Source organism: Streptomyces sp. NPDC049837 (assembly GCF_040674455.1).
GTDB lineage: Bacteria > Actinomycetota > Actinomycetes > Streptomycetales > Streptomycetaceae > Streptomyces.
In genome coordinates, this window is sequence record NZ_JBFAMP010000015.1 from 68,884 (window position 1) to 93,781 (window position 24,898).

26 protein-coding genes and 1 riboswitch are annotated in these 24,898 nt (G+C 71.8%); of the genes, 23 read left to right on the forward strand and 3 right to left on the reverse strand.

Annotated features, from left to right (window positions below; genetic code table 11):
• The first annotated feature begins 86 nt into the window (after nucleotides 1-86).
• The 14 genes from rimM (at nucleotide 87) to AB0J57_RS31325 (ending at nucleotide 11,631) form a co-directional block, all read left to right on the forward strand.
• Entirely contained in the window at nucleotides 87-674 is a 588-nt protein-coding gene (gene rimM / locus AB0J57_RS31260) for a ribosome maturation factor RimM (protein ID WP_366131728.1), read from the forward strand.
• The gene (trmD, locus tag AB0J57_RS31265) at nucleotides 674-1,495 is read left to right on the forward strand and encodes a tRNA (guanosine(37)-N1)-methyltransferase TrmD (RefSeq protein ID WP_366131729.1); all 822 of its coding nucleotides are present in this window, start codon (nucleotides 674-676) and stop codon (nucleotides 1,493-1,495) included. The genes rimM and trmD overlap by 1 nt, the downstream gene beginning before the upstream one ends.
• A 131-nt stretch (nucleotides 1,496-1,626) precedes the next feature.
• Nucleotides 1,627-1,977 (forward strand): 50S ribosomal protein L19, encoded by a 351-nt coding sequence (rplS, locus tag AB0J57_RS31270; RefSeq protein WP_366131730.1) that lies wholly within the window; start codon nucleotides 1,627-1,629, stop codon nucleotides 1,975-1,977.
• 59 nt (nucleotides 1,978-2,036) lie between these two features.
• The gene (lepB, locus tag AB0J57_RS31275; protein WP_366131731.1) at nucleotides 2,037-2,777 is read left to right on the forward strand and encodes a signal peptidase I; all 741 of its coding nucleotides are present in this window, start codon (nucleotides 2,037-2,039) and stop codon (nucleotides 2,775-2,777) included.
• Nucleotides 2,770-3,867, forward strand: coding sequence for a signal peptidase I (gene lepB, locus AB0J57_RS31280; protein WP_366131732.1), 1,098 nt, complete (start codon nucleotides 2,770-2,772; stop codon nucleotides 3,865-3,867). The genes lepB (AB0J57_RS31275) and lepB (AB0J57_RS31280) overlap by 8 nt, the downstream gene beginning before the upstream one ends.
• A gap of 112 nt (nucleotides 3,868-3,979) precedes the next feature.
• Nucleotides 3,980-4,681 (forward strand): signal peptidase I, encoded by a 702-nt coding sequence (lepB, locus tag AB0J57_RS31285; protein ID WP_366131838.1) that lies wholly within the window; start codon nucleotides 3,980-3,982, stop codon nucleotides 4,679-4,681.
• Nucleotides 4,682-4,863: 182 nt separating this feature from the next.
• The gene (gene lepB, locus AB0J57_RS31290) at nucleotides 4,864-5,622 is read left to right on the forward strand and encodes a signal peptidase I (RefSeq protein ID WP_366131733.1); all 759 of its coding nucleotides are present in this window, start codon (nucleotides 4,864-4,866) and stop codon (nucleotides 5,620-5,622) included.
• Nucleotides 5,615-6,109: an NUDIX hydrolase gene (locus tag AB0J57_RS31295; RefSeq protein ID WP_366131734.1), complete on the forward strand. Its 495-nt coding sequence runs from the start codon at nucleotides 5,615-5,617 to the stop codon at nucleotides 6,107-6,109. Before lepB (AB0J57_RS31290) ends, AB0J57_RS31295 begins: the two co-directional genes overlap by 8 nt.
• 55 nt (nucleotides 6,110-6,164) lie before the next feature.
• Nucleotides 6,165-6,473: a DUF2469 domain-containing protein gene (locus tag AB0J57_RS31300; RefSeq protein WP_005311352.1), complete on the forward strand. Its 309-nt coding sequence runs from the start codon at nucleotides 6,165-6,167 to the stop codon at nucleotides 6,471-6,473.
• A 169-nt stretch (nucleotides 6,474-6,642) separates the two neighbouring features.
• Nucleotides 6,643-7,005 (forward strand): YraN family protein, encoded by a 363-nt coding sequence (locus AB0J57_RS31305; protein ID WP_366131735.1) that lies wholly within the window; start codon nucleotides 6,643-6,645, stop codon nucleotides 7,003-7,005.
• Nucleotides 7,005-8,618, forward strand: coding sequence for a YifB family Mg chelatase-like AAA ATPase (locus AB0J57_RS31310; protein ID WP_366131736.1), 1,614 nt, complete (start codon nucleotides 7,005-7,007; stop codon nucleotides 8,616-8,618). Before AB0J57_RS31305 ends, AB0J57_RS31310 begins: the two co-directional genes overlap by 1 nt.
• Before the next feature lie 127 nt (nucleotides 8,619-8,745).
• Nucleotides 8,746-9,915, forward strand: coding sequence for a DNA-processing protein DprA (gene dprA / locus AB0J57_RS31315; RefSeq protein ID WP_366131737.1), 1,170 nt, complete (start codon nucleotides 8,746-8,748; stop codon nucleotides 9,913-9,915).
• 265 nt (nucleotides 9,916-10,180) lie between these two features.
• Nucleotides 10,181-11,017, forward strand: a complete 837-nt coding sequence (gene whiG, locus AB0J57_RS31320) for an RNA polymerase sigma factor WhiG (protein ID WP_366131738.1) — start codon at nucleotides 10,181-10,183, stop codon at nucleotides 11,015-11,017.
• Between the two features lie 53 nt (nucleotides 11,018-11,070).
• Nucleotides 11,071-11,631 carry a helix-turn-helix domain-containing protein gene (locus tag AB0J57_RS31325; RefSeq protein WP_366131839.1) on the forward strand — a complete coding sequence of 187 codons (561 nt, stop codon included), beginning with the start codon at nucleotides 11,071-11,073 and terminating at the stop codon, nucleotides 11,629-11,631.
• 458 nt (nucleotides 11,632-12,089) lie between these two features.
• Here AB0J57_RS31325 and AB0J57_RS31330 read toward each other — a convergent pair whose 3' ends face one another.
• Complete coding sequence (locus AB0J57_RS31330; protein ID WP_366131739.1) at nucleotides 12,090-12,584, reverse strand: M23 family metallopeptidase; 495 nt, start codon at nucleotides 12,582-12,584, stop codon at nucleotides 12,090-12,092.
• 253 nt (nucleotides 12,585-12,837) lie between these two features.
• On the opposite strand from AB0J57_RS31330, the gene rpsB reads away from it, so the two are divergent.
• The 9 genes from rpsB (at nucleotide 12,838) to AB0J57_RS31375 (ending at nucleotide 22,702) form a co-directional block, all read left to right on the forward strand.
• On the forward strand, nucleotides 12,838-13,740 hold the full coding sequence (gene rpsB, locus AB0J57_RS31335; RefSeq protein WP_366131740.1) for a 30S ribosomal protein S2: 903 nt from the start codon (nucleotides 12,838-12,840) through the stop codon (nucleotides 13,738-13,740).
• A 99-nt stretch (nucleotides 13,741-13,839) separates the two neighbouring features.
• Nucleotides 13,840-14,676: a translation elongation factor Ts gene (gene tsf, locus AB0J57_RS31340; RefSeq protein WP_366131741.1), complete on the forward strand. Its 837-nt coding sequence runs from the start codon at nucleotides 13,840-13,842 to the stop codon at nucleotides 14,674-14,676.
• A gap of 159 nt (nucleotides 14,677-14,835) precedes the next feature.
• Nucleotides 14,836-15,600: a UMP kinase gene (pyrH, locus tag AB0J57_RS31345; protein ID WP_073754599.1), complete on the forward strand. Its 765-nt coding sequence runs from the start codon at nucleotides 14,836-14,838 to the stop codon at nucleotides 15,598-15,600.
• A 144-nt stretch (nucleotides 15,601-15,744) separates the two neighbouring features.
• Nucleotides 15,745-16,302, forward strand: coding sequence for a ribosome recycling factor (gene frr, locus AB0J57_RS31350; RefSeq protein ID WP_366131742.1), 558 nt, complete (start codon nucleotides 15,745-15,747; stop codon nucleotides 16,300-16,302).
• Nucleotides 16,302-17,477, forward strand: coding sequence for a phosphatidate cytidylyltransferase (locus AB0J57_RS31355; protein ID WP_366131743.1), 1,176 nt, complete (start codon nucleotides 16,302-16,304; stop codon nucleotides 17,475-17,477). The genes frr and AB0J57_RS31355 overlap by 1 nt, the downstream gene beginning before the upstream one ends.
• A 141-nt stretch (nucleotides 17,478-17,618) precedes the next feature.
• The gene (gene rlmN, locus AB0J57_RS31360; protein WP_366131744.1) at nucleotides 17,619-18,731 is read left to right on the forward strand and encodes a 23S rRNA (adenine(2503)-C(2))-methyltransferase RlmN; all 1,113 of its coding nucleotides are present in this window, start codon (nucleotides 17,619-17,621) and stop codon (nucleotides 18,729-18,731) included.
• Between the two features lie 29 nt (nucleotides 18,732-18,760).
• Nucleotides 18,761-18,872: riboswitch (TPP riboswitch) on the forward strand.
• 76 nt (nucleotides 18,873-18,948) lie between these two features.
• Nucleotides 18,949-20,043 carry a thiamine ABC transporter substrate-binding protein gene (locus AB0J57_RS31365; RefSeq protein WP_366131745.1) on the forward strand — a complete coding sequence of 365 codons (1,095 nt, stop codon included), beginning with the start codon at nucleotides 18,949-18,951 and terminating at the stop codon, nucleotides 20,041-20,043.
• 35 nt (nucleotides 20,044-20,078) lie between these two features.
• A complete protein-coding gene (locus AB0J57_RS31370) occupies nucleotides 20,079-21,683 on the forward strand; it encodes an iron ABC transporter permease (protein WP_366131840.1) in 1,605 nt (534 codons plus the stop codon).
• Nucleotides 21,684-21,685: 2 nt separating this feature from the next.
• Entirely contained in the window at nucleotides 21,686-22,702 is a 1,017-nt protein-coding gene (locus tag AB0J57_RS31375; RefSeq protein ID WP_366131746.1) for an ABC transporter ATP-binding protein, read from the forward strand.
• 1 nt (nucleotide 22,703) lies between these two features.
• Here AB0J57_RS31375 and AB0J57_RS31380 read toward each other — a convergent pair whose 3' ends face one another.
• Together AB0J57_RS31380 and AB0J57_RS31385 are read right to left on the reverse strand one after the other, a co-directional pair.
• Nucleotides 22,704-23,900, reverse strand: a complete 1,197-nt coding sequence (locus AB0J57_RS31380; protein WP_366131747.1) for a HAMP domain-containing sensor histidine kinase — start codon at nucleotides 23,898-23,900, stop codon at nucleotides 22,704-22,706.
• Between the two features lie 37 nt (nucleotides 23,901-23,937).
• Nucleotides 23,938-24,858: a hypothetical protein gene (locus AB0J57_RS31385; protein ID WP_366131748.1), complete on the reverse strand. Its 921-nt coding sequence runs from the start codon at nucleotides 24,856-24,858 to the stop codon at nucleotides 23,938-23,940.
• Between the last annotated feature and the right edge of the window lie 40 nt (nucleotides 24,859-24,898).

Sequence of the window (24,898 nt, forward strand, 5' to 3'; positions counted from 1 at the left end):
CAGTTTTACCTTAGTTGCGCCGGCGCGGGCCGGGGAGGGCTACGGCTCACCCCGGCCCGTCGTCGTACGACAGGAGAGATGAGAACGTGCAGCTCGTAGTCGCACGGATCGGCCGCGCCCACGGCATCAAGGGCGAGGTCACCGTCGAGGTGCGTACGGACGAGCCCGAGCTGCGGCTCGCGCCCGGTGCCGTACTGGCCACGGACCCGGCCTCCACCGGCCCGCTGACCATCGAGACCGGCCGCGTCCACAGCGGCAGGCTGCTGCTGCGCTTCGAGGGCGTACGGGACCGCAACGCCGCCGAGGCGCTGCGCAACACCCTGCTGATCGCCGACGTGGACCCGGACGAGCGCCCCGAGGAGCCCGACGAGTACTACGACCACCAGCTCATGGACCTGGACGTCGTCCTCGCCGACGGCACCGAGGTCGGCCGGATCACCGAGATCTCCCACCTGCCCTCCCAGGACCTGTTCGTGGTCGAACGGCCCGACGGCAGCGAGGTCATGATCCCGTTCGTCGAGGAGATCGTCACCGACATCGACCTGGACGAGCAGAAGGCGATCATCACCCCGCCGCCCGGTCTCATCGACGACCGGGCCGAGGTCGCCTCCTCCCGTGACGCCGCCGACTCCAAGGAGGCCGCCGGCTCCAAGGACGCGGGAGACCAGGGCTGATGCGGCTCGACGTCGTCACGATCTTCCCCGAGTACCTGGAACCGCTGAACGTCTCCCTGGTCGGCAAGGCACGCGCGCGTGGCCGGCTCGACGTCCACGTACACGACCTCCGGCAGTGGACCTACGACCGGCACAACACGGTCGACGACACCCCCTACGGCGGCGGCCCCGGCATGGTCATGAAGACCGAGCCCTGGGGCGACGCCCTGGACGACGTACTGGCCTCCGGCTACGAGACCGGCGCCCACGGTCCGGTGCTGGTCGTCCCCACGCCCAGCGGGCGGCCCTTCACCCAGGAGCTCGCCGTCGAGCTGTCCCAGCGCCCCTGGCTGATCTTCACCCCCGCCCGGTACGAGGGCATCGACCGCCGCGTCATGGACGAGTACGCCACCCGGATACCCGTGTACGAGGTCTCCATCGGCGACTACGTGCTGGCCGGCGGGGAGGCCGCCGTCCTGGTCGTCACCGAAGCCGTGGCGCGCCTGCTGCCCGGCGTCCTCGGCAACGCCGAGTCCCACCGGGACGACTCCTTCGCCCCCGGTGCGATGGCCAACCTGCTGGAAGGCCCCGTCTACACCAAGCCGCCCCAGTGGCGGGGCCGTGGCATCCCCGACGTCCTGCTCAGCGGCCACCACGGCAAGATCGCCCGGTGGCGGCGGGACGAGGCACTGCGGCGGACCGCCCGCAACAGGCCTGACCTGATCGAGCGCTGCGACGCGTCCGCGTTCGACAAGAAGGACCGCGAAACCCTCTCCCTGCTGGGCTGGACGCCGGAACCCGGTGGCCGATTTTGGCGCAGGCCCCAGGACGTGGAAGAATAGGCCGCTGCTGTACGTCCGGCGCGCGCCCCTGCCACAGGGGGACACGACGCCCGTCCGACGCGATCAGCACCCCTTTTCTCATCTCGACATTCCGTTGATGACCTGTGGCATCAGCGAGGAAGCAGACACACATGTCTCACCTGCTCGACACCGTCAACTCCGCGTCGCTGCGGACCGACGTCCCGGCGTTCCGTCCCGGTGACACCGTGAACGTCCACGTTCGCGTCATCGAGGGCAACCGCTCCCGTATCCAGCAGTTCAAGGGCGTCGTCATCCGCCGCCAGGGCGCGGGCGTCAGCGAGACGTTCACCGTCCGCAAGGTCTCCTTCTCCGTCGGCGTCGAGCGCACCTTCCCGGTGCACAGCCCGATCTTCGAGAAGATCGAGCTCGTGACCCGCGGTGACGTCCGTCGCGCCAAGCTCTACTACCTCCGTGAGCTGCGCGGCAAGGCCGCGAAGATCAAGGAGAAGCGCGACAACTGAGCCTCGGCTCACCTCGTCGCGCGGGGGTCCACAGGGCGGCCGGATACCATCTGGCTGCGATGGACACCGAAGCACAGCACACCGAGCGCGACCGCTCCTCCGACCCGGAGGAGCGGTCGCGCTCCGTGCTTTTCCGGCGGCACCTCTGGCTGACCGGCCTGGGCTGCGCCGTCTTCCTGCTGCTGTTCAGCCACTTCGTGGTGCAGCCTTTCCAGATCCCCAGCGGGTCCATGGAACCCACCCTGCGGATCGGGGACCGGGTGCTGGTGAACAAGTTGGCGTACCGTTTCGGGTCCGAGCCCGCGCGCGGGGACGTCGTCGTCTTCGACGGCACCGGCTCCTTCGTCCAGGAGGCACCCGAACAGAACCCGGTCACCGGGCTGTTCCACGGGGCGGCCGCGGCACTCGGCCTCGCCGAGCCCGCCGACACCGACTTCGTGAAGCGCGTCGTGGGGGTGGGAGGCGACCGCGTGAAGTGCTGCGACAAGGGGGGAAGGGTCGAGGTGAACGGCGTACCCGTGGAGGAGGACTACCTGTACGTCGGTGACGCGCCGTCCCAGGTGCCCTTCGACATCGTCGTGCCCCAGGGCACCCTGTGGGTCATGGGCGACCACCGCAGTCACTCGCGGGACTCCCGGGACCACCTCGGCTCGCCGGGCGGCGGCATGGTGCCCGTCGACCACGTGATCGGGCGGGCGGACTGGATCGGCTGGCCCTTCGGGCGCTGGTCGGGGGTGGAGCCGACGGGCGCCTTCCGCGACGTGCCGGGGGCGGGACCGGCGGGCGGGGGCCATGGGTAACCGCGGCAAGCAGGGCAGCCACCGGGCGGACACCCGGCTGCCCACCGGCTCACGCCCCACGGACGGCGCCCGGCCCCTGCCGGGGCGGGCGGAGCGGCGCAAGCTGGCCCGCAAGGTCAAGCGGCGCAGGCGGCGTTCGGCCGTCAAGGAGATACCCCTCCTCATCACCGTGGCGCTGCTCATCGCGCTCGTACTGAAGACCTTCCTGGTGCAGGCCTTCGTCATCCCGTCCGGCTCCATGGAGCAGACGATCCGGATCGACGACCGGGTCCTGGTGGACAAGCTCACCCCCTGGTTCGGCTCGAAGCCGCAGCGCGGGGACGTCGTCGTCTTCAAGGACCCGGGCGGCTGGCTCCGCCAGGAGCAGGCGCCCAAGAAGGAGGACCCGGTGGTCGTCAAACAGGTCAAGCAGGCCCTGACCTTCATCGGCCTGCTGCCGTCCGAGGACGAACAGGACCTGATCAAACGGGTGGTGGCGGTCGGCGGGGACACCGTCAAGTGCTGCGACGCGGACGGGCGGGTCACTGTCAACGGCGTACCGCTCACCGAGCCGTACCTGCATCCGGGAAACGTTCCTTCCACCATCAAGTTCGATGTGAAGGTGCCCGCCGGGCGGATCTTCGTGATGGGCGACCACCGGTCGAACTCGGCCGACTCGCGGTTTCACCTGAACGAGGCGTTTCAGGGAACGGTCTCTGAGGAGGAGGTCGTCGGGCGGGCGGTCGTCATCGCCTGGCCCTTCGACCACTGGCGCAGGCTTGAGGAACCGGACACGTTCGCGTCGGTTCCGGACTCGCGGACGGGGACTGCGTCGGCGCTCGGCGCGTCGCATAGTGTGTCCTCTCGGAATGTGAACGGATTGACCGGGCTCCCGACCCCTGCGGAACTCCCGCTCGTTATGGGAGTGGTGGGCCTGCCCCTGCTGTGGGGCCGGCGGTTGCACGGAGTGAGGAGTGGATGTGGGGGATTTGGCGGTCGGCGCACGATCCGGACACGAGGAGCCCGAGGAGAGGCCGGATCAGTTCGGCGAGCCCTCCTCCTCCGGATCCGTCGGGGAGCCCCCATCCGAGGCCGGTCCATCCGAGGGTGACGCCGACGGGGACGGCGGCCCCCACGAACCCAAGAAGCCCCGTTCCTTCTGGAAGGAACTGCCGCTGCTGATCGGCATCGCGCTGCTGCTGGCGCTGCTGATCAAGACGTTCCTGGTGCAGGCGTTCTCGATCCCGTCCGACTCGATGATGAACACGCTTCAGCGCGGCGACCGGGTGCTGGTCGACAAGCTGACCCCGTGGTTCGGCTCCGAGCCGGAGCGCGGCGAGGTCGTCGTCTTCCACGACCCGGGCGGCTGGCTGGAGGGCGAGCCCACTCCCGAGCCCAACGCGGTGCAGAAGTTCCTGAGCTTCATCGGCCTGATGCCGTCGGCCGAGGAGAAGGACCTCATCAAGCGGGTCATCGCCGTCGGCGGTGACACCGTGAGCTGCAAGAAGGGCGGCAAGGTCGTCGTCAACGGCAAGCCGCTGGACGAGACCTCGTACATCCACCCCGGCTCCACGCCGTGCGACGACGAGCCGTTCGGGCCCATCAAGGTGCCCGAGGGCCGTATCTGGGTGATGGGCGACAACCGTCAGAACTCGCTGGACTCCCGCTACCACCAGGAGCTGCCGGGCAGCGGCACGGTCGCCAACGACCAGGTCGTCGGGCGGGCGGTCGTGGTGGCCTGGCCGGTCACCCGCTGGTCCACCCTGCCGGTGCCGGACACCTTCGACCAGCCGGGGCTGAGCGCCGCGGCGGTCGCGTCCAGCGCGGTCGCGGAGATGGCCGGGCCGGGGGCGCTGGGCCTCGCCGGTGCGCTGCCGCTGGTGCTGTGGCGGCGGAAGCGGCGCGAGGCTGAGGCGCGCGGCTGACGCGCGGGGGCTGACGCGCGGGGGCTGACGCGCGGGGGCTTGTGGCCCGGGGCTGCTCTGGGCCTGGGCTCTTGCCGGGCCGGTCGGCTGCCGGTCCGCTCTTGGTCGGCATACCGCCGGGTAGGGGTGCGCGGGTAGGGTGCCGTCCCAGATCGTCGTCTCGCGAAGGTGGGAGCGCTGGGATGGGCAAGGACGTCACGACGGACGACGGCCACGGCCGTCTCGGCAGTGTGCTGTCGGGGCTGGCCGTGGCCGTCGGCTGTGTGCTCTTCCTCGGCGGCTTCGTCTGGGGAGCGATCGAGTACCAGCCGTACACCGTGCCGACCGACTCGATGTCCCCGACCGTGGCCGCGGGCGACCGGGTGCTGGCGCAGCGGGTGGACGGCGCCGAGGTGCGGCGCGGTGACGTCGTGGTCTTCAAGGACTCGGCCTGGGGCGACCTGCCGATGGTGAAGCGGGTCGTCGCAGTGGGCGGTGACAAGGTCGCCTGCTGCGACAGCGCCGGCCGGCTCACGATCAACGGCAAGGCGGTGGAAGAACCGTATCTGCGCTCCGAGGGGCCCGCGTCCTCGACGCCGTTCACGGCATCGGTGCCGGACGGTCAGCTCTTCCTGCTCGGTGACGAGCGCGCGAGCTCCCAGGACTCCCGCCTCCACCTCCAGGACCCCGGGCAGGGCGCGGTGCCGCGTGGCGCGGTGAGCGCGCGGGTGGACGCCGTGGCGTGGCCCCCGGGCGCGATGGTCGAGCGGCCGCGGAGCTTCGCGGAGCTGCCCGGTGGCGTGTCGCGGCCCGGGCCGGTGCGACTGGTGGTCGGGTCGGTGGCGGCCGGGGCGGTGTTGATCCTGGCCGGCGCGGCGTACGGGCCGGTCGCGCGGCGGCTTTCCCGGGCGGGCCGGCGGGCGCGTACGGGGGCGGGCACGGGAGCGAGCGCGCATGGCTGAGGAGACGCCGCTGCGGCAGGTGGCCCGCGTGGTGCTGCTCGACCCGCGGGACCGCATCCTGCTGCTGCACGGCCACGAGCCGGACGACCCCTCGCACACCTGGTGGTTCACGCCCGGGGGCGGGGTCGAGGGCGGCGAGACCCGTGAGGAGGCCGCGCTGCGCGAGCTCGCCGAGGAGACCGGCCTCACGGACGTACGGCTCGGGCCGGTGCTGTGGCAGCGGGAGTGTTCCTTCCCGTTCGCCGGGCGGCGCTGGCACCAGGACGAGTGGTACTACCTGGCTCGTACGACCACCACCACGGTGGCCCTGGGGAAGCTCACGGAGCTCGAGACGCGCAGTGTCGCGGGGCTGAGGTGGTGGACCTCCGCCGAACTGTCGGCGGCCCGTGAGACGGTGTACCCGACACGACTCGCCGAGCTGCTCCGCACGCTGCTCGACGAGGGACCCCCGAGTACGCCGGTGGTCCTGGCCCCCGAAATCGTCTAGGGGCGCAGGAGACTGGAGCACAATAGGGGGACGCACGGCTGAAGGGGAACATGCCATGAGCGCCGAGGACCTCGAGAAGTACGAGACCGAGATGGAGCTGAAGCTCTACCGGGAGTACCGCGATGTCGTCGGTCTGTTCAAATATGTGATCGAGACCGAGCGTCGCTTCTACCTCACCAATGACTACGAGATGCAGGTGCACTCGGTGCAGGGCGAGGTGTTCTTCGAAGTCTCCATGGCGGACGCCTGGGTCTGGGACATGTACCGGCCTGCGCGGTTCGTCAAGCAGGTGCGTGTCCTGACGTTCAAGGACGTGAATATCGAGGAGCTCAACAAGAGCGACCTGGAACTGCCCGGTAGCTGAGCCGCATGGCTGTTCAGCGGAGCTCGGTTCCTGTCGCTGTTCACCGGGGCTGAGCCCCGTGGCTGTTCACCGGTGTGGGTGAGCGGGTTTTCCACAACCGGCCCGTTGTCCACCAAGATCCACAAACCCGGCGCCGACCCGTCACAGTCGGTGACGGAGGTGGTGCCGGATGAACGCGACGGGGGCACTGGGGCGGTACGGCGAGGAGCTGGCGGTCCGCCGGCTCGGCGAGGCCGGGATGGCCATGCTCGCAAGGAACTGGCGGTGCGGGCGGTCCGGGGAGATCGACATCGTCGCCCGCGACGGTGACACGGTGGTCGTCTGCGAGGTCAAGACCCGCAGAGGGGGTGGCTTCGAGCACCCCATGGCGGCGGTGACGCCCGTGAAGGCCCAGCGGCTGAGGCGGCTCGCCGAGTGCTGGCTGGAGCGGCACGGCGGCCCACCGCCCGGCGGGGTGCGCATCGACCTGGTAGGCGTGCTGCTGCCCCGGCGCGGCGCGCCCGTCGTGGAGCACGTGCGGGGGGTGGCCTGATGGGCTTCGCACGGACGTGTTCGGTGGCCCTGGTCGGCGTCGAGGGCGTGGTCGTCGAGGTCCAGGCGGACCTGGAGCCGGGCGTCGCGGCGTTCACGCTGGTCGGGCTGCCGGACAAGAGCCTCACGGAGAGCCGCGACCGGGTGCGGGCGGCGGTGGTCAACTCGGATGCCGAGTGGCCGCAGAAGAAGCTGACGGTCGGGCTCAGCCCGGCTTCCGTACCGAAGGGCGGCTCGGGATTCGACCTCGCCGTCGCCGCGGCGGTGCTGGGCGCGGCCGAGCGTGTGGACCCCCGGGCCATCGCCGACCTGGTCCTCATCGGGGAGCTCGGGCTCGACGGCCGGGTCAGACCGGTGCGGGGCGTGCTGCCGGCGGTGCTCGCCGCCGCCGAGGCCGGCTACCGGCAGGTCGTCGTCCCCGAGCAGACGGCGGGGGAGGCCGCGCTGGTGCCGGGCGTTTCGGTCCTCGGCGTCCGCACGCTGCGGCAACTGATCGCGGTGCTCGCGGACGAGCCGGTGCCGGAGGAGGAGCCGGACGAGGCGGGACGGCCCGACGCCATGCTGGCCGGGCTGCTGGTCCCCGGTGCCGGCGTGGGCACCGGACTCAGCCACGACCCGGCCGACGCGCCCGACCTGGCGGACGTCGCCGGACAGCGGGCGGCCCGCGTCGCCCTGGAGGTCGCGGCGGCCGGCGGGCATCACCTGCTGCTGTCCGGGCCGCCGGGCGCGGGCAAGACCATGCTGGCCGAGCGCCTGCCGAGCATCCTGCCGCCACTGACCCGCCAGGAAGCCCTGGAGGTCACCGCGGTCCACTCGGTGGCGGGCATCCTGCCGCCCGGCGAGCCGCTGGTGCGCCGGCCGCCGTACTGCGCTCCGCACCACTCGGCGACCATGCAGTCCCTCGTCGGCGGCGGCAACGGCCTGCCGAGACCGGGCGCCGTCTCGCTGGCACACCGAGGGGTGCTCTTCCTGGACGAGGCGCCCGAATTCTCCGGCAAGGCGCTGGACGCCCTGCGCCAGCCCCTGGAGGCCGGCCACGTGGTGGTGGCGCGCAGCGCGGGCGTGGTACGGCTGCCGGCGCGGTTCCTGATGGTGCTGGCCGCCAACCCGTGCCCCTGCGGGCGGCACACCCTGCACGGGGCGGGCTGCGAATGCCCCGCCTCGGTGATCCGCCGCTACCAGGCCCGGCTGTCGGGGCCACTGCTCGACCGGGTCGACCTGCGCGTCGAGGTGGAACCGGTCAGCCGCGCGGACCTGCTGGGCCAGGGCGGGCGCGGCGAGTCCACCGAGACGGTCGCCGCGCGGGTGCTGGACGCCCGGGCGCGCGCCGCCGCCCGCCTGGACGGCACGCCCTGGAACGTCAACTGCGAGGTGCCCGGGCATGAGCTCCGCACCCGCTGGCAGGTCGCCCCCGGTGCCCTCGCGCCCGCCGAGCGGGACATCGAGCGGGGCCTGCTCACCGCGCGCGGCCTGGACCGGGTCCTCCGGGTCGCCTGGACGCTCGCCGACCTCGCGGGCCGCGACCGCCCCGGCCCCGACGACGTCCACCTGGCGCTGGAGCTGCGGACCGGCATCGCCCGGGGCGTACCGATGACGGTCGGGGAGGCGCTGTGACGCGGGCCGGGTGGGGTGGCCCGGGGTGGCGGGAGCGGGGTGGCGCACCCGGGGCGGGGAGCGCGCCGACGGCAGACGTACGGGGCCGCACCGGCGGGACGGGGACGGCCGGGGACGGGGGAGCGGCATGGCCGGAGGAGTGACCGAGCGGGAGCGATGGGCGCGAGCGGCGTTGACGCGGGTCGTCGAACCGGGTGATGAGCACGGCGGGCGCTGGCTGCGGGAGCTGGGGGCCGTGGAGCTGCTCCGGAGGCTGACCTCCGCGCCGCACGAGGACGAGGCGCTCACCGGGGCGAGCGAACAACGCGTCCAGGGCTTCCGGATACGGGCCGCGCGGGCCGAGCCCGAGCGGGACCTGGCGGCGGTGGCGGCCTTCGGCGGGCGGTTCCTCGTGCCGGGCGACCCCGAGTGGCCCAGCCAGCTCGACGACCTCGGGGACGGCCGGCCCGTCGGCCTCTGGGTGCGCGGCCGGCCCGACCTGCGCCGCTGGGCGCTGCGCTCCGTGGCCGTCGTCGGGGCGCGGGCCTGTACCCCCTACGGGGCCCACATGGCGGCGACCCTCGCCTCGGGGCTCGCCGAGCGCGGCTGGGTCGTCGTCTCCGGCGCGGCGTTCGGCGTCGACGGTGCCGCGCACCGGGGCGCGCTGGCCGCCGGCGGGGCGACCGTCGCCGTGCTGGCCAACGGGGTGGACGTGGCCTACCCGCGCGGCCACGCCGAGCTGATCGGGCGCATCGCGGAACAGGGCCTGGTGATCGGTGAGTTGCCGCCCGGCTCCCATCCCACCCCGAGCCGGTTCATCCTCCGCAACCGCGTGATCGCCGCGCTCACTCGGGGCACGGTCGTCGTGGAGGCCGAGTACCGCAGCGGCTCCCTGGTGACCGCGCGCGCCGCGCAGCGGCTCGGCAGGTTCACCATGGGCGTCCCCGGCCCGGCCACCAGCGGGCTCTCCGCGGGCGTGCATGAGCTGCTGCGGGGCGAGGCCGAGCTGGTCACGGACGCCGCGGAAGTCGCGGAGCTGGTCGGCGACATCGGCGACCTGGCCCCGGCCCGGCGCGGGCCCGTCCTGCCCCGGGACCTCCTCGACCCGGTCAGCGCCCGCGTGCTCGAAGCCCTGCCCGCGCGCGGGAGGGCCGCCACCGCCGGCACCGTCGCGCATGACGCCGGCACCACGGTTGACGAGGCACTCGGCAGGCTGTACGAACTCCACTCCCTGGGATTCGTCGAACGCCATGGCGAGGGATGGCAGTTGACGGCCGGGGCCATACGTCGCCCGAACGCCCGGCGAGGCGGTGCTTGACCCGGAGCATTCGGGTGAAAAGGTGATCCCGATGACCCTCGCAGCTCTCTCGGCGACGCCCGAGGGGCCGACGTCCGCGCAGTCGGCCCCATGGGCCCCATTCGAAGATGCGGCCGATGGGACGCCCTCGAGGAGTCACCATCCAGGGACCTTCGCTCACCGCAACTCCTCAGTCACGCTACGCTCACCAGAATTACCCCCTCCACATCCCGCCCTCATCCCCCCGTCCCCACTCACACCCCAGCAGAACGGCTCAAGGCGACGCATGCCCCAGCACACCTCCGGGTCCGACCGCACAGCGGTGCCCCCCGCTGCCCGGGGCACCGTGCGACCACCCGCACCCTCGTCGCTCGACGAGCTGTGGCGGTCGTACAAGGACACGGGCGACGAGCGGCTGCGGGAGCAGTTGATCCTGCACTACTCGCCGCTGGTGAAGTACGTCGCGGGCCGGGTGAGCGTCGGTCTGCCGTCCAACGTGGAGCAGGCGGACTTCGTGTCGTCCGGGGTCTTCGGACTCATCGACGCGATCGAGAAGTTCGACATCGAGCGGTCGATCAAGTTCGAGACGTACGCCATCACCCGTATCCGTGGCGCGATGATCGACGAACTCCGGGCGCTGGACTGGATCCCGCGCTCCGTGCGGCAGAAGGCGCGGGCCGTGGAGCGCGCGTACGCCACCCTGGAAGCCCAACTCCGGCGCACCCCCTCGGAGAGCGAGGTCGCCTCGGAGATGGGCATCGCCCTGGAGGAACTGCACGCGGTTTTCAGCCAGTTGTCACTGGCGAACGTAGTGGCCCTGGAGGAGCTGCTGCACGTCGGCGGCGAGGGCGGCGACCGGCTCAGCCTCATGGACACCCTGGAGGACACCGCCGCGGACGACCCGGTCGAGGTGGCCGAGGACCGAGAGCTGCGGCGGCTGCTCGCCCGCGCGATCAACACCCTGCCGGAGCGCGAGAAGACGGTCGTCACGCTGTACTACTACGAGGGGCTGACCCTGGCCGAAATCGGTAACGTGCTGGGGGTCACCGAGAGCCGCGTCAGCCAGATCCACACCAAGTCGGTGCTCCAGCTCAGGGCGAAGCTGGCCGATGTAGGACGCTGACGTCGAACGGGCGGTCGTAGAGTGGAGCCGTGCCCAGGATTCGAGCGGCCTCCGTGGCCGAGCACCGGACCATGCAGCGCGGCGCCCTGCTGGACGCCGCGCGTTCCCTGTTGTCCGAAGGCGGGACGGAGGCGCTGACCTTCCCCGCCCTCGCCGAGCGCACCGGCCTGGCCCGGTCGTCCGTCTACGAGTACTTCCGCTCCCGCGCCGCCGTCGTCGAGGAGCTGTGCGCGGTCGACTTCCCCGTGTGGGCGGCGGAGGTCGAGGCGGCGATGCAGCGGGCGGACACGCCCGAGGGCAAGATCGAGGCGTACGTCCGCACCCAGCTCGACCTCGTCGGCGACCGGCGCCACCGGGCGGTCGTCGCCATCTCCGCGAGCGAACTGGACGACGGGGCGCGGGAGAAGATCCGCGCGGCCCACGGCGGGCTCATCGCCATGATCGTCGAAGCGCTGGCGGAGCTGGGCCAGGAGCAGCCGCGGCTGGCCGCGATGCTGCTCCAGGGCGTGGTGGACGCGGCGGTGCGCCGTATCGAGCTCGGCGCGGCGGAGGACCCGTCGGCCATCGCCGACACGGCCGTCTCGATGGCGCTGCGGGGGGTTCGGGGCGCGTAGCCCTCACCTGACGGCGCCCGCGCCGCCCGGGGCCTGCGCTTTCGGCGCGCCCCTGCGGTGCGGTGCCTGCCGGTGGGTGGGGGGTGCGGCCCCTCCGGGCTCACCTCCTCGAGGCCGGCGGCCTTGGGTCTCGGCGGTAGGGAGCCCGGCCGACGCCGCCGGCCTCTGCGGGGGCGACCCTGCACGGCCACACCCCGGTCGTATGCCGTCTGCGGGCCGGTGGTCTTTGCAAGACGGCGAGGAGGGGCCGTGCAGGGTCGCCCCCGTTGGGGGTCCCCCCACGCCCCCGGGCGTAGGGGGACGATCGGCGGCGAGATACGGCCACGAGAGTGCTCGGGCACCCCGCCGACGGCGAGGAGGTGAGCCCGGAGGGGCCCCGACCCCGGCCCACCGGCCGCAACCGACCCGGCCACGCGCCGCGCGGGCGGGCGGGGGCGGGTGGGCCCGCGTCGCGGGGGTCAGCCCGGATCGGTGAGGGGCAGCAGCCGTGAGGGCGGGCGGCGGAGCAGGGCTGGGGGCAGGAGCGACAGGGGGTTGAGGTAGGTGTCGGCCCGGCGGAGGCCCCAGTGGAGGCACGTGCGGGCGCAGTGGGAGCCGGGGCCGGGTGAGACGACCGCGACCACCTGGCCGGCCGTGACCTCGGTGCCCGGGCGGAGCAGGGGGCGGACCGGCTCGTAGGTGGTGCGCAGCGGCGGGGTGCCCGTGGACGGGTGGGTGATCGACAGCACGCCCCGGCCCGCCACCGGGCCCGCGAACGACACCCGGCCGGCCGCCGCCGCGCGGACCTCGGTGCCTGGCGGGGCGGCGAGGTCGACGCCGCGGTGCCCCGCACCGTACGCGGAGGCGGGGGGCTCCCAGCCCCGCACGATCGCCGGGCGCGGCGGGCCCACCGGCCAGGCGGCCGTCAGGAGGGTCAGGGTGGACAGGACCAGGGCGAGCGCGGTGGAGTACATGCGCAGAATGTGGCGCAGGGGTGGGCAACCGCGCTGATCATGGACCCGATCTGTGGACTACCGGCCGGTTGTGGACAGCGCCGTCACCCACCGCTGCCAAGGTCCCGTACACTTCTTCTGGCGACCCGGGCCACCGGGTCGACTTCGCACGCCCCGCCACCACCCTCAAAAGTCGTGGCAGCGCTCTTCGGTCCATTCGTGGCACAGCGCGTCGGGGCGTCAGGACATAACCGAGAACCAAGGAGATACGGCCATGGCCGTCGTCACGATGCGGGAGCTGCTGGAAAGCGGCGTCCACTTCGGTCACCAGACCCGTCGCTGGAACCCGAAGATGAAGCGCTTCATCTTCACCGAGCGCAACGGCATCTACATCATCGACCTGCTCCAGTCGCTGTCGTACATCGACCGCGCCTACGAGTTCGTCAAGGAGACCGTCGCGCACGGCGGCTCCATCATGTTCGTCGGTACCAAGAAGCAGGCCCAGGAGGCCATCGCCGAGCAGGCGACCCGCGTCGGCATGCCGTACGTCAACCAGCGCTGGCTGGGTGGCATGCTCACCAACTTCTCCACCGTCTACAAGCGCCTTCAGCGTCTGAAGGAGCTCGAGGCGATTGACTTCGAGGACGTCGCCGCGTCCGGTCTGACCAAGAAGGAGCTTCTCGTGCTGTCGCGCGAGAAGGCCAAGCTGGAGAAGACCCTCGGCGGTATCCGCGAGATGCAGAAGGTGCCGAGCGCCGTCTGGATCGTCGACACCAAGAAGGAGCACATCGCCGTCGGTGAGGCGCGCAAGCTCCGCATCCCGGTCGTCGCGATCCTCGACACCAACTGCGACCCCGACGAGGTCGACTACAAGATCCCGGGCAACGACGACGCGATCCGCTCCGTCACCCTGCTCACCCGCGTGATCGCCGACGCCGTCGCCGAGGGCCTCATCGCCCGCTCCGGCGCCGCGACCGGCGACCAGAAGCCGGGCGAGAAGGCCGCCGGCGAGCCGCTGGCCGAGTGGGAGCGCGACCTGCTCGAGGGCGAGAAGAAGGCGGACTCCGACGAGGCTGCCGAGAAGCCGGCCGAGGCCGCTGCGGAGGCTCCGGCCGAGGCCCCGGCCGCCGAGGCTCCGGCCGCCGAGGCTCCGGCCGCCGACGCCGAGCAGGCCTGACCCTTTCAGGTTCGGATGACGGCGGGGGCCCACGAAGCTCCCGCCGTCCACCCGTAGATCTTCGTAGATCTTCCAGACTTCGAGAGAGACTTACAGATCATGGCGAACTACACCGCCGCTGACGTCAAGAAGCTCCGCGAGCTCACCGGCGCCGGCATGATGGACTGCAAGAAGGCGCTGGACGAGGCCGAGGGCAACGTCGACAAGGCCGTCGAGGCGCTGCGCATCAAGGGCCAGAAGGGCGTCGCCAAGCGCGAGGGCCGCTCCGCCGAGAACGGCGCCGTCGTCTCCGTGATCGCCGACGACAACACCTCCGGTGTCCTCGTCGAGCTGAAGTGCGAGACGGACTTCGTCGCCAAGGGCGAGAAGTTCCAGAGCGTCGCCAAGGCCCTGGCCGAGCACGTCGCCAAGACCTCCCCGGCCGACATCGAGGCGCTGCTCGCGTCCGAGATCGAGGCCGGCAAGACCGTCCAGGCGTACGTCGACGAGGCCAACGCCAACCTGGGCGAGAAGATCGTCCTGGACCGCTTCGCGCAGTTCTCCGGTGGTTACGTCGCGGCGTACATGCACCGCACCATGCCCGACCTGCCCCCGCAGATCGGTGTCCTCGTCGAGCTCGACAAGGAGAACGCCGAGGTCGCCAAGGGTGTCGCGCAGCACATCGCCGCCTTCGCCCCGAAGTACCTCTCCAAGGACGACGTCCCGGCCGAGGTCGTCGAGGCCGAGCGCCGCGTCGCCGAGGAGACCACCCGCGCCGAGGGCAAGCCCGAGGCCGCGCTCCCGAAGATCGTCGAGGGTCGCCTCAACGGCTTCTTCAAGGACGCCACCCTCCTGGGTCAGCCGTACGCGCTCGACAACAAGAAGTCCGTCCAGCAGATCCTGGACGAGGCCGGTGTCACCCTGAAGCGCTTCAGCCGCATCAAGGTCGGCATCTGAGCCGGTACGCGCTCGACACGGGAGCCCGCTAGGGTTTTCCCAGTGGACAGTCGGTCGCGTGAGCGCCGGCGGCCACAGATCTGACGAGGAGGCCATTGCCGTAGGGACAACCACACCCACCGGCAATGGCCTTCTTCGTATGTGCACGAGGAGATCTCCATGAACCAGGGCGCCGCACAGGGCGACGACAACACCGGTAAAAAGGCCGGCCGCTTCATGCTGAAGCTGTCCGGCGAGGCGTTCGCCGGCGGTGGTGGCCTCGGCGTCGACCCCGACGTCGTACACGCCATCGCACGCGAGATCGCCGCCGTCGTCCGCGACGGCGCGGAGATCGCGGTCGTGATCGGCGGCGGCAACTTCTTCCGCGGCGCGGAGCTTCAGGTACGCGGCATGGACCGGGCCCGCTCCGACTACATGGGCATGCTCGGTACGGTCATGAACTGCCTCGCCCTCCAGGACTTCCTGGAGAAGGAGGGCATCGACTCGCGGGTCCAGACCGCCATCACCATGGGGCAGGTCGCGGAGCCGTACATCCCGCTGCGCGCCGTGCGCCACCTGGAGAAGGGCCGCGTCGTGATCTTCGGCGCGGGCATGGGCATGCCCTACTTCTCCACCGACACCACCGCGGCCCAGCGTGCCCTGGAGATCGACGCGGAAGCTCTCCTCATGGGCAAGAACGGGGTGGACGGGGTCTACGACTCCGACCCCAAGGCCAACCCGGACGCGGTGAAGTTCGACGCGCTGGAGTACGGCGAGGTGCTCTCCCGCGACCTCAAGGTCGCCGACGCCACCGCCATCACCCTCTGCCGCGACAACAACCTGCCGATCCTCGTCTTCGAACTGCTCGCGGCGGGCAATATCGCCCGGGCCGTGAAGGGTGAGAAGATCGGCACTCTCGTGAGCGACCAGGGCACCCGCACCTGATCCCCGATCCCTGGGGACTCCGGGGTGCCCCGCGAGGGGATGGACAAAGCCCTGCCGGTCGGACACCGTGCAGGGAACAGACGCGACGCAGGTTCCGCAGCCCTTTGTACGCCGGGCCTACTCATAGACACGCAGGAGCAAGTGGTGATCGAAGAGACCCTCCTCGAGGCCGAGGAGAAGATGGAGAAGGCCGTCGTGGTCGCCAAGGAGGACTTCGCCGCGATCCGTACGGGACGTGCGCACCCGGCGATGTTCAACAAGATCGTGGCGGACTACTACGGTGCCCTCACGCCGATCAATCAACTGGCGTCGTTCTCCGTGCCGGAGCCGCGCATGGCCGTGGTGACCCCGTTCGACAAGAGCGCGCTGCGCAACATCGAGCAGGCCATCCGTGACTCGGACCTGGGCGTCAACCCGAGCAACGACGGCAACATCATCCGGGTGGTGTTCCCCGAGCTCACCGAGGAGCGCCGCCGCGAGTACATCAAGGTCGCCAAGGGCAAGGGCGAGGACGCCAAGGTGTCCATCCGCTCGGTGCGCCGCAAGGCCAAGGACGCCATCGACAAGGCGATCAAGGACGGCGACATCGGCGAGGACGAGGGCCGCCGCGCGGAGAAGGAGCTCGACGACACCACCGCGAAGTACGTCGCGCAGGTGGACGAGCTGCTCAAGCACAAGGAAGCCGAGCTGCTCGAGGTCTGATGAACGACTCTTCCTGGGGGGCCCCGCCGAGAGGCGGTCACTGGGGTCCGCCCGACCAGGGGTACCACCCGGGGTTCGCTCCGGGAGCCCCGGCGGGTCCCGCCTACGACGGGCATGAGGCACAGCAGACTCGGCCCATGCCCATCGTGCCCGACGTTCCCGCCGGCGGAGACTCCGGCGGAGACCAGGACGACCGCGACCGGGGGACCGCTCCGCTGAGCGGTCCCCCGTTCCGTGACGAGATGCCGCAGCGGCCGCAGTCGTGGCAGCAGCGGGAGAATCCGCAGGAGCCCATGCCCAGCTCGCCGTCGGGAGCACCGCAGCCTTCGGAGGAGCACGGCCCGCAGCCGAAGCAGAAGAAGCGGGCCGGCCGGGACCTGCGGGCGGCCATAGGGGTCGGCGTCGGTCTCGGCGCGGTGATCGTCGCGTCGCTGTTCATCTGGAAGCCCGTGTTCGTCGGCGTGATCGCCGTCGCCGTCGTGGTCGGGCTGTGGGAGCTGACCTCCCGCCTGGAGGAGCGCAAGTCCATCAAGGCCCCGCTCGTGCCGCTCGCCGTCGGCGGCGCGGCGATGATCGTGGCGGGGTACGTGCGCGGCGCCGAGGGTGCCTGGGTCGCCATGGCGCTCACGGGGCTCGCGGTGCTCGTGTGGCGGATGACCGAGCCGCCCGAGGGCTACCTCAAGGACGTCACGGCCGGCCTCTTCGCGGCGTTCTACGTCCCGTTCCTGGCGACGTTCGTGGCGATGATGCTCACCGCGGACGACGGCCCCTGGCGGGTGCTCACCTTCCTGCTCCTGACCGTGGTCAGTGACACCGGGGCGTACGCCGTCGGCTGGCGGTTCGGCACGCACAAGCTCGCGCCGCGCATCAGCCCCGGCAAGACCCGCGAGGGGCTCCTGGGTGCGGTGGCGTTCGCGATGGCGGCGGGCGCGCTGTGCATGGAGTTCGCCATCGACGGCGGCACCTGGTGGCAGGGCCTCCTGCTGGGCCTCGCCGTCGCGGCCAGCGCCACGCTGGGCGACCTGGGCGAGTCGATGATCAAGCGGGACCTCGGCATCAAGGACATGGGCACCCTGCTCCCGGGCCACGGGGGCATCATGGACCGGCTCGACTCCCTGCTGCCGACGGCTCCGGTGGTGTGGCTGTTGCTGGTGATCTTCGTCGGAACAGGCTGAACCGCCGTCCGGTTACCCTGGAAGGGCTCGTCGCATCGAGGCGGCGGGCCCTTTCGGCCCCGCGGCGTCGCGCGGGGATCATCCGGTGAGGTCACCCGGCTCACGTACCGCGGCCTCGTCTTTACTGAGGAGTACCAGGTCATGCCACGCCCCGCACCGGGAGAGCTCACCTTCGTCGCCCCGCGCGGAGCCAAGAAGCCACCGCGACACCTCGCCGACCTGACGCCCGCCGAGCGCAAGGAGGCCGTCGCCGCGATCGGTGAGAAGCCGTTCCGCGCCAAGCAGCTCTCCCAGCACTACTTCGCGCGGTACGCGCACGACCCGGCCCAGTGGACGGACATCCCCGCCGCGTCCCGCGAGAAGCTCGCGGCGGAGCTGCTGCCCGACCTGATGTCGGTCGTACGGCACATCTCGTGCGACGACGACACCACGCGTAAGACCCTGTGGCGGCTGCACGACGGCACGCTCGTCGAGTCCGTCCTCATGCGGTACCCCGACCGCGTCACGATGTGCATCTCCTCGCAGGCCGGCTGCGGCATGAACTGCCCGTTCTGCGCCACCGGCCAGGCCGGGCTCGACCGGAACCTGTCGACCGCCGAGATCGTGCACCAGATCGTCGACGGGATGCGGGCGCTCAGGGACGGCGAGGTGCCGGGAGGCCCCGCACGGCTGTCCAACATCGTCTTCATGGGCATGGGCGAGCCGCTCGCGAACTACAAGCGTGTCGTGGGGGCGATCAGGCGGCTGACCGACCCCGAGCCGGACGGGCTCGGGCTGTCCCAGCGCGGCATCACCGTCTCGACGGTCGGCCTGGTCCCGGCGATGCTCCGCTTCGCGGACGAGGGCTTCAAGTGCCGCCTCGCCGTCTCCCTGCACGCCCCCGACGACGAGCTGCGCGACACCCTCGTCCCCGTCAACACGCGCTGGAAGGTCCGCGAGGTCCTCGACGCCGCCTGGGAGTACGCCGAGAAGTCCGGCCGCCGCGTCTCGATCGAGTACGCCCTGATCCGCGACATCAATGACCAGGCCTGGCGCGGCGACCTGCTGGGCCGCCTCCTCAAGGGCAAGCGGGTGCACGTCAACCTGATCCCGCTCAACCCGACCCCGGGGTCGAAGTGGACCGCCTCCCGCCCCGAGGACGAGAAGGCGTTCGTCGAGGCGATCGCGAGCCATGGCGTACCGGTCACCGTCCGTGACACCCGCGGGCAGGAGATCGACGGCGCCTGTGGACAGCTCGCGGCCGCCGAACGCTGACCTTGTAGTCTGAGCTCGAACACATCTGCATATTCCGACAGGGGAGCGCCACAGCGCTGAGAGTGCGGCAACCGTCCAGGCCGCAGACCCTCTGAACCTCGCCCAGGTCATTCTGGGTAGGAAGTTCGGTCGTTACTCGAGCTGTTGCGCCCTGCCCACCGCCCGATGCGGTGGGCAGGGCCGCGTCTCTTCCTGGTCATACCCAGGAGGAATCTCAGTGAGCACCACCAAGAAGATCGCGGTCGGCGCGCTCGCCGCCGCGCTGGGCGTCACGACGCTCACCGCCTGCGGCGGCGAGTCCGGCAAGGACGCCTCCGGCGGCGGTACGAAGTCGAAGACCGTGACGCTCGTCAGCCACGACTCCTTCAACGCCTCCCCGGCCGTCCTGAAGGAGTTCACCAAGCAGACCGGCTACACCGTCAAGGTCCTCAAGAGCGGCGACGCGGGCGAGGCCGTCAACAAGGCCATCCTCACCAAGGGCGCCCCGCAGGGCGACGTCTTCTTCGGCGTCGACAACACCCTGCTGTCCCGCGCGCTCGACAACGAGCTCTTCGAGCCGTACGAGGCCAAGGGCCTGGACCGCGTCCCCGAGGCCGTCCAGCTCGACAAGGACAAGCACCGCGTCACGCCCGTCGACACCGGCGAGATCTGCGTCAACTACGACAAGAAGTACTTCGCGGACAAGCGACTGGCGCCGCCGCAGACCTTCGACGACCTCGCGAAGCCCGCGTACAAGAACCTCCTCGTCGTCGAAAACCCCGAGCGGTCCTCTCCCGGCCTCGGCTTCCTGCTCGGCACGGCGGCCAAGTACGGCGACGACGGCTGGCAGGACTACTGGAAGAAGCTGAAGGCCAACGGCGTCAAGGTCGTCGATAGCTGGGAGCTCGCCTACAACCAGGAGTTCTCCGGCTCGGCCGGCGGCAAGGCGGCCAAGGGCGACCGGCCGCTCGTCGTGTCGTACGCCTCCAGCCCGCCCGTCGAGGTGCTGTACGCCAAGCCGCAGCCGGCCGAGGCGCCGACCGGCGTCTCCACCGGCACGTGCTTCCAGCAGACCGAGTTCGCGGGCCTGCTGACCGGCGCCAAGAACCCCGACGGCGGCAAGGCCCTCATCGACTTCCTGATCGGCAAGAAGTTCCAGGAGGACATGCCGCTCCAGATGTTCGTCAACCCGGTGGCGAAGGACGCGCGACTGCCGGAGCTGTTCACGAAGCACGGCGCCAAGGTGGACCAGCCGTACACCGTCGCCCCCGAGAAGATCGCCGAGAAGCGTGACGGGTGGATCCAGTCGTGGTCCTCGCTCGTCCTGAGGTAATCGCCCGCAGAGGCGGGGCGCTGCGGGCGGGGCTGATGGTCCTGCCCGTGGTGTTCTTCGCCGTCTTCTTCGCCTACCCCGTCGCCGCGATCGTCGGGCGCGGGCTGAAGACGGCGGACGGCGTCTGGCAGTTCGGGCGGCTCGGCGACGTGCTGGGCCGCCCGGACATCCTGGACGTGCTCTGGTTCACCACCTGGCAGGCGCTCGCCTCCACCGCGCTCACCCTGCTGATCGCGCTGCCCGGCGCGTACGTCTTCGCCCGCTACGACTTCCCCGGCAAGGGGGTGCTGCGGGCGGTCGTCACCGTGCCGTTCGTGCTGCCGACCGTCGTCGTCGGCACCGCGTTCCTCGCCCTGGTCGGGCGGGGCGGACTGCTCGACGAGCTGTGGGGCGTGCGGCTGGACACCACCGTGTGGGCGATCCTCCTGGCGCACGTCTTCTTCAACTACGCGGTCGTCGTCCGCACCGTCGGCGGCCTGTGGTCACAGCTCGACCCGCGCCAGGAGGAGGCCGCCCGGGTGCTGGGCGCCTCGCGCTTCGGGGCGTGGCGGCGGGTGACCCTGCCCGCGCTCGGGCCCGCCGTGGCCGCCGCGGCGCTGATGATCTTCCTCTTCACGTACACCTCCTTCGGCATCGTCCAGATCCTCGGCGGGCCCGCGTACCGCACGCTGGAGGCGGAGATCTACCGGCAGACCGCGCAACTGCTCGACCTGCCGACGGCGGCGGTGCTCACGCTGGTGCAGTTCGCCGCCGTCGGCGCCATCCTCGCCGTCCACGCCCGGACGGTACGGAGGCGGGAGACCGCGCTGAAGCTGGTGGACGCCGCCCTGACCGCGCGGCGGCCGCGCGGAGCCGGGCAGTGGGCGCTGCTCGGCACCGTCCTCGTGACGATCGTGCTGCTGCTCCTGCTGCCGCTCGGGGTGCTCGTCCAGCGGTCCCTGGACGGGGGGCTCGGCTACTACCGGGCGCTCCAGGACGCGGACGCGGGCGGCGGGACGTTCCTGGTGCCGCCCGTCGAGGCCATCGGGAACTCCCTGGAGTACGCCCTCGCCGCCACCGCCATCGCGCTGGTGATCGGCGGGCTCGCCGCCGCCGCGCTCACCAGGCGCGCCGGGCGGCTGGTACGCGGCTTCGACGCGCTGCTGATGCTGCCGCTCGGCGTGTCCGCCGTGACCGTCGGCTTCGGGTTCCTGATCGCGCTGGACGAGCCGCCGCTCGACCTGCGCTCCTCGTGGATCCTGGTGCCGCTCGCCCAGGCACTGGTCGGCGTGCCCTTCGTCGTACGGACCATGCTGCCCGTGCTGCGCGCGGTGGACGCGCGGCTGCGCGAGGCGGCGGCCGTCCTCGGCGCGTCGCCGTGGCGGGTGTGGCGCGAGGTGGACCTGCCGCTGGTGCGGCGGGCGCTGCTGGTGGCCGCGGGGTTCGCGTTCGCCGTGTCGCTGGGCGAGTTCGGGGCGACCGTGTTCATCGCCCGGCCCGACAACCCGACGCTCCCGGTCGCCGTGGCGCGGCTCCTCGGCCGGCCCGGCGAGCTCAACTACGGCCAGGCCATGGCCCTTTCGACGATCCTGATGGTGGTGTGCGCGGTGGCCCTGCTGCTGCTCGAACGTATCCGTGTCGACCGCGCCGGGGAGCTGTGACCATGCTCGCTCTCCAGGACGTGACCGTACGCTTCGGATCACGCGTCGCGGTGGACGGGGTGTCGCTGGACGTCGCCGACCACGAGATCGTGTGCGTGCTCGGGCCCAGCGGCAGCGGCAAGTCGACCCTGCTGCGGGTCGTCGCCGGGCTCCAGCCGGTGGACGCCGGACGCGTGCTGCTCGACGGCGCCGACCAGTCGGGCGTGCCCGTGCACCGGCGCGGTGTCGGCCTCATGTTCCAGGACCACCAGTTGTTCCCGCAGCGGGACGTCGGCGGCAACGTGGCGTTCGGGCTGCGCATGCGCCGCGCCTCGCGCGAGGAACAGGCGCGGCGCGTGGCCGAGTTGCTCGACCTCGTCGGGCTGCCGGGCGCCGAACGGCGGGCCGTGGCCGCCCTGTCCGGCGGCGAGCAGCAGCGCGTCGCGCTCGCCCGGGCGCTGGCCCCCAGCCCCCGGCTCCTGATGCTCGACGAACCGCTCGGCCAGCTCGACCGGGGGCTGCGCGAGCGGCTCGTGGTCGAGCTGCGGCACCTTTTCGGGCGGCTCGGTACGACCGTGCTCGCCGTCACGCACGACCAGGGCGAGGCGTTCGCGCTCGCCGACCGGGTCGTCGTCATGCGCGACGGGCGCATCGCCCAGAGCGGCACGCCGCTGGAGGTCTGGCAGCGCCCCGCCTCCGAGTTCGTCGCCCGTTTCCTGGGCTTCGACAACGTGGTCGGGGCGACGGTGACCGGCGAGGCGGCCGACACCGTGTGGGGCAAGGTCCCCGTGCCGTCCGGCTCCCCGCAAGGAGCGGCCCGGGTCCTGGTGCGCCCCGCGGGCGTGCGGCTCGGCGACCCCGCCGACGGGCTGAGGTGCACGGTCGAGGGGCGCACGTTCCGGGGCCACCACGTGGCGGTACGGCTCCGTCCCGGCTCGGGGCCCCACCTGGAGGCCGAGTGCGCGCTGCGCGACGCACCCGAGGAGGGCGCGGTCGTCGGCGTGACGTTCACGGCGGACGAGGTCGTGGTCCTGGGCTGAGTCAGGCCTGGGCAGGTTCCTCGCGCACGGCTCCCGACAGGTCCAGTACCGCGCAGGCGCCGCCGCCCTCCGGGTTGGTGAACGTGAGGCGGGCGCCCAGCACCCCGGCCTGGCCGGCGGCGATCGTCAGGCCCAGGCCCAGGCCCTTGCCGACGGCGCTCGTCTGGAAGCGGCGCGGTCCGTGGGCCAGCAGGTGCTCGGGGAAACCGTCGCCCGCGTCGCGGACCCGGACGACCCCGGCCTCGGCCTCCACCACGACCGGTGCGGCGCCGTGCCGCAGCGCGTTGCTCACCAGATTCGTCAGGACCCGCTCCACGCGCCGCGCATCGGTCTCCACCAGTGCGTCGGCAACGATGTCAAGACGGACGCCGGGGTCCTCCACCGCCCGTACCGCCCGGCGGGCGAGCACGCTCAGCTCCACCAGCCGTACGTCGGCCTCCTCGCCGCCGTTGTCGAGGCGGGCGACCTCCAGGACGTCCTCCATCAGGTCCCGCATCCGCGCGACCCGTTCCTTCACCATCGACTCGGCCTTGCCGTCCGGGAGGAGCCCGGCGGCGGCCACCAGCCCCGCGACGGGCGTACGCAGCTCGTGCGCGATGTTCGCCGTCACCTCACGCTCCGCGCGCAGCCGCTCCGACAGCGCGTCCGCCATCGTGTTCACGGCCCGCGTCAGCGTGGCGATCTCGTCCCGCCCCGACTGGGGGAGCCGGGCGTTCAGGTCACCGCCCGTGATCTGCTCGGCCCGCCGCGCCGACAGCCGCAGCCGCCGGCCCAGCCGGGTGGCGAGCAGCAGGCCGATCAGCGTGGCGACCGCCGTACCCACGGCGCCCGCCCGGAACATGCCCGCCTGGAGCTGGTCCGACAGCGGATCCTCGAACTGCTTGAGCGCCAGGATGTCGTCGCCGACGGGGAGCGCCGCCCAGATCTGGCGGCGCTCCCCGTACGGCTGCACATAGGTGGCGCGGCGGCCGTCGAGGACGGTGCGGCGCAACTCGCCGGGCAGGTTCGGAGGGTTGACCTTGGCCCCGAAGCCGACCTGCTCGTGCTCCAGGTACAGCCGCTCCGCGTGAAGGAGCCGTTCCATGGCCTGGTCGCGGGCCCGGTCCTCCATCAGCCTCGGTACCTGCACACCCGTCACCAGCGCGGCGAGCGCGGCGGTCGCGGTGATCGTGGCACCTATCTTGAGCCGTAGCCCCATGTCTCATCTCCCTGCCGGGAGTCTACGAGGGGGCCGCTCAGCCGATGCGGGCGAGTTCCCTTTCCCTTGGCGCCTCGTCGGCGCCCGGGGCCGGCTCGGACTCCGGCGCACCGAACCACGCCACCGCGACGGCGCCCGCCACCGCCAGCACGAAGCCCACCACCGCCAGCCACGCGAACCCCGGCCGCGACGCGTCCCCCAGCCACAGCACGCCGATCATGCCCGGCAGTACCGTCTCGCCCACCACCAGCGCCGCCGTCGCCCCGTTCACCGAGCCGATCTGGAGCGCGACCGTGTGCAGGTACATCCCGCCCACGCCGGCGACGAGGATCGCGTACAGCGCCGGGTCCGCCAGCAGCGCGCCCAGGTCGAACGGGTCGATGCCGTTCAGCACGCGCACGCCGACGCCCAGGGCGCCGAAGCCGAGACCGGAGAGCAGACCGGCCAGGATCGCCGCCCGCGCGCCCAGCAGCCGCACCACGACCGTCCCGCCCACCATCAGCAGCAGCGACACGGCCAGCAGCCACCAGTGCGTGGCGATCGGCGTGTGACCGCTGCCCTCGGGCCCCGCCGCCGTGGCCAGCAGCACCAGCGCCGAGCACACGACACCGATGGAGGTCCACTCGGCGCGCGTCAGCCGGATGCCGAGCAGCCGCACGCTCAGTACGGCGGTGATCACCAGGTTCGCGCTGATCACCGTCTGCGACAGGAACAGCGGCAGCATGCGGGCGGCCAGCGCGCCCAGCCCGAAACCGACGAAGTCCAGGACCGTACCGACGATGAACTCCCAGGTCATCGCCGCCTTGGCGGTCGAGGAGAGGGACGGCCCACCGTGCTGGGTCGTCAGCCCGGCCGCCGCCTCCCGGCGGGCCGACTTGCGCGACCCCACGGCTTGCAGGACCGAGCCCGTGCCGTAGCAGATCGAGGCCGCGACGGCCGTCAACAGTCCTATGAGCACGTCCGGCTCCGTTTCGTCGGTCAGGGACTTACGTCTGCCA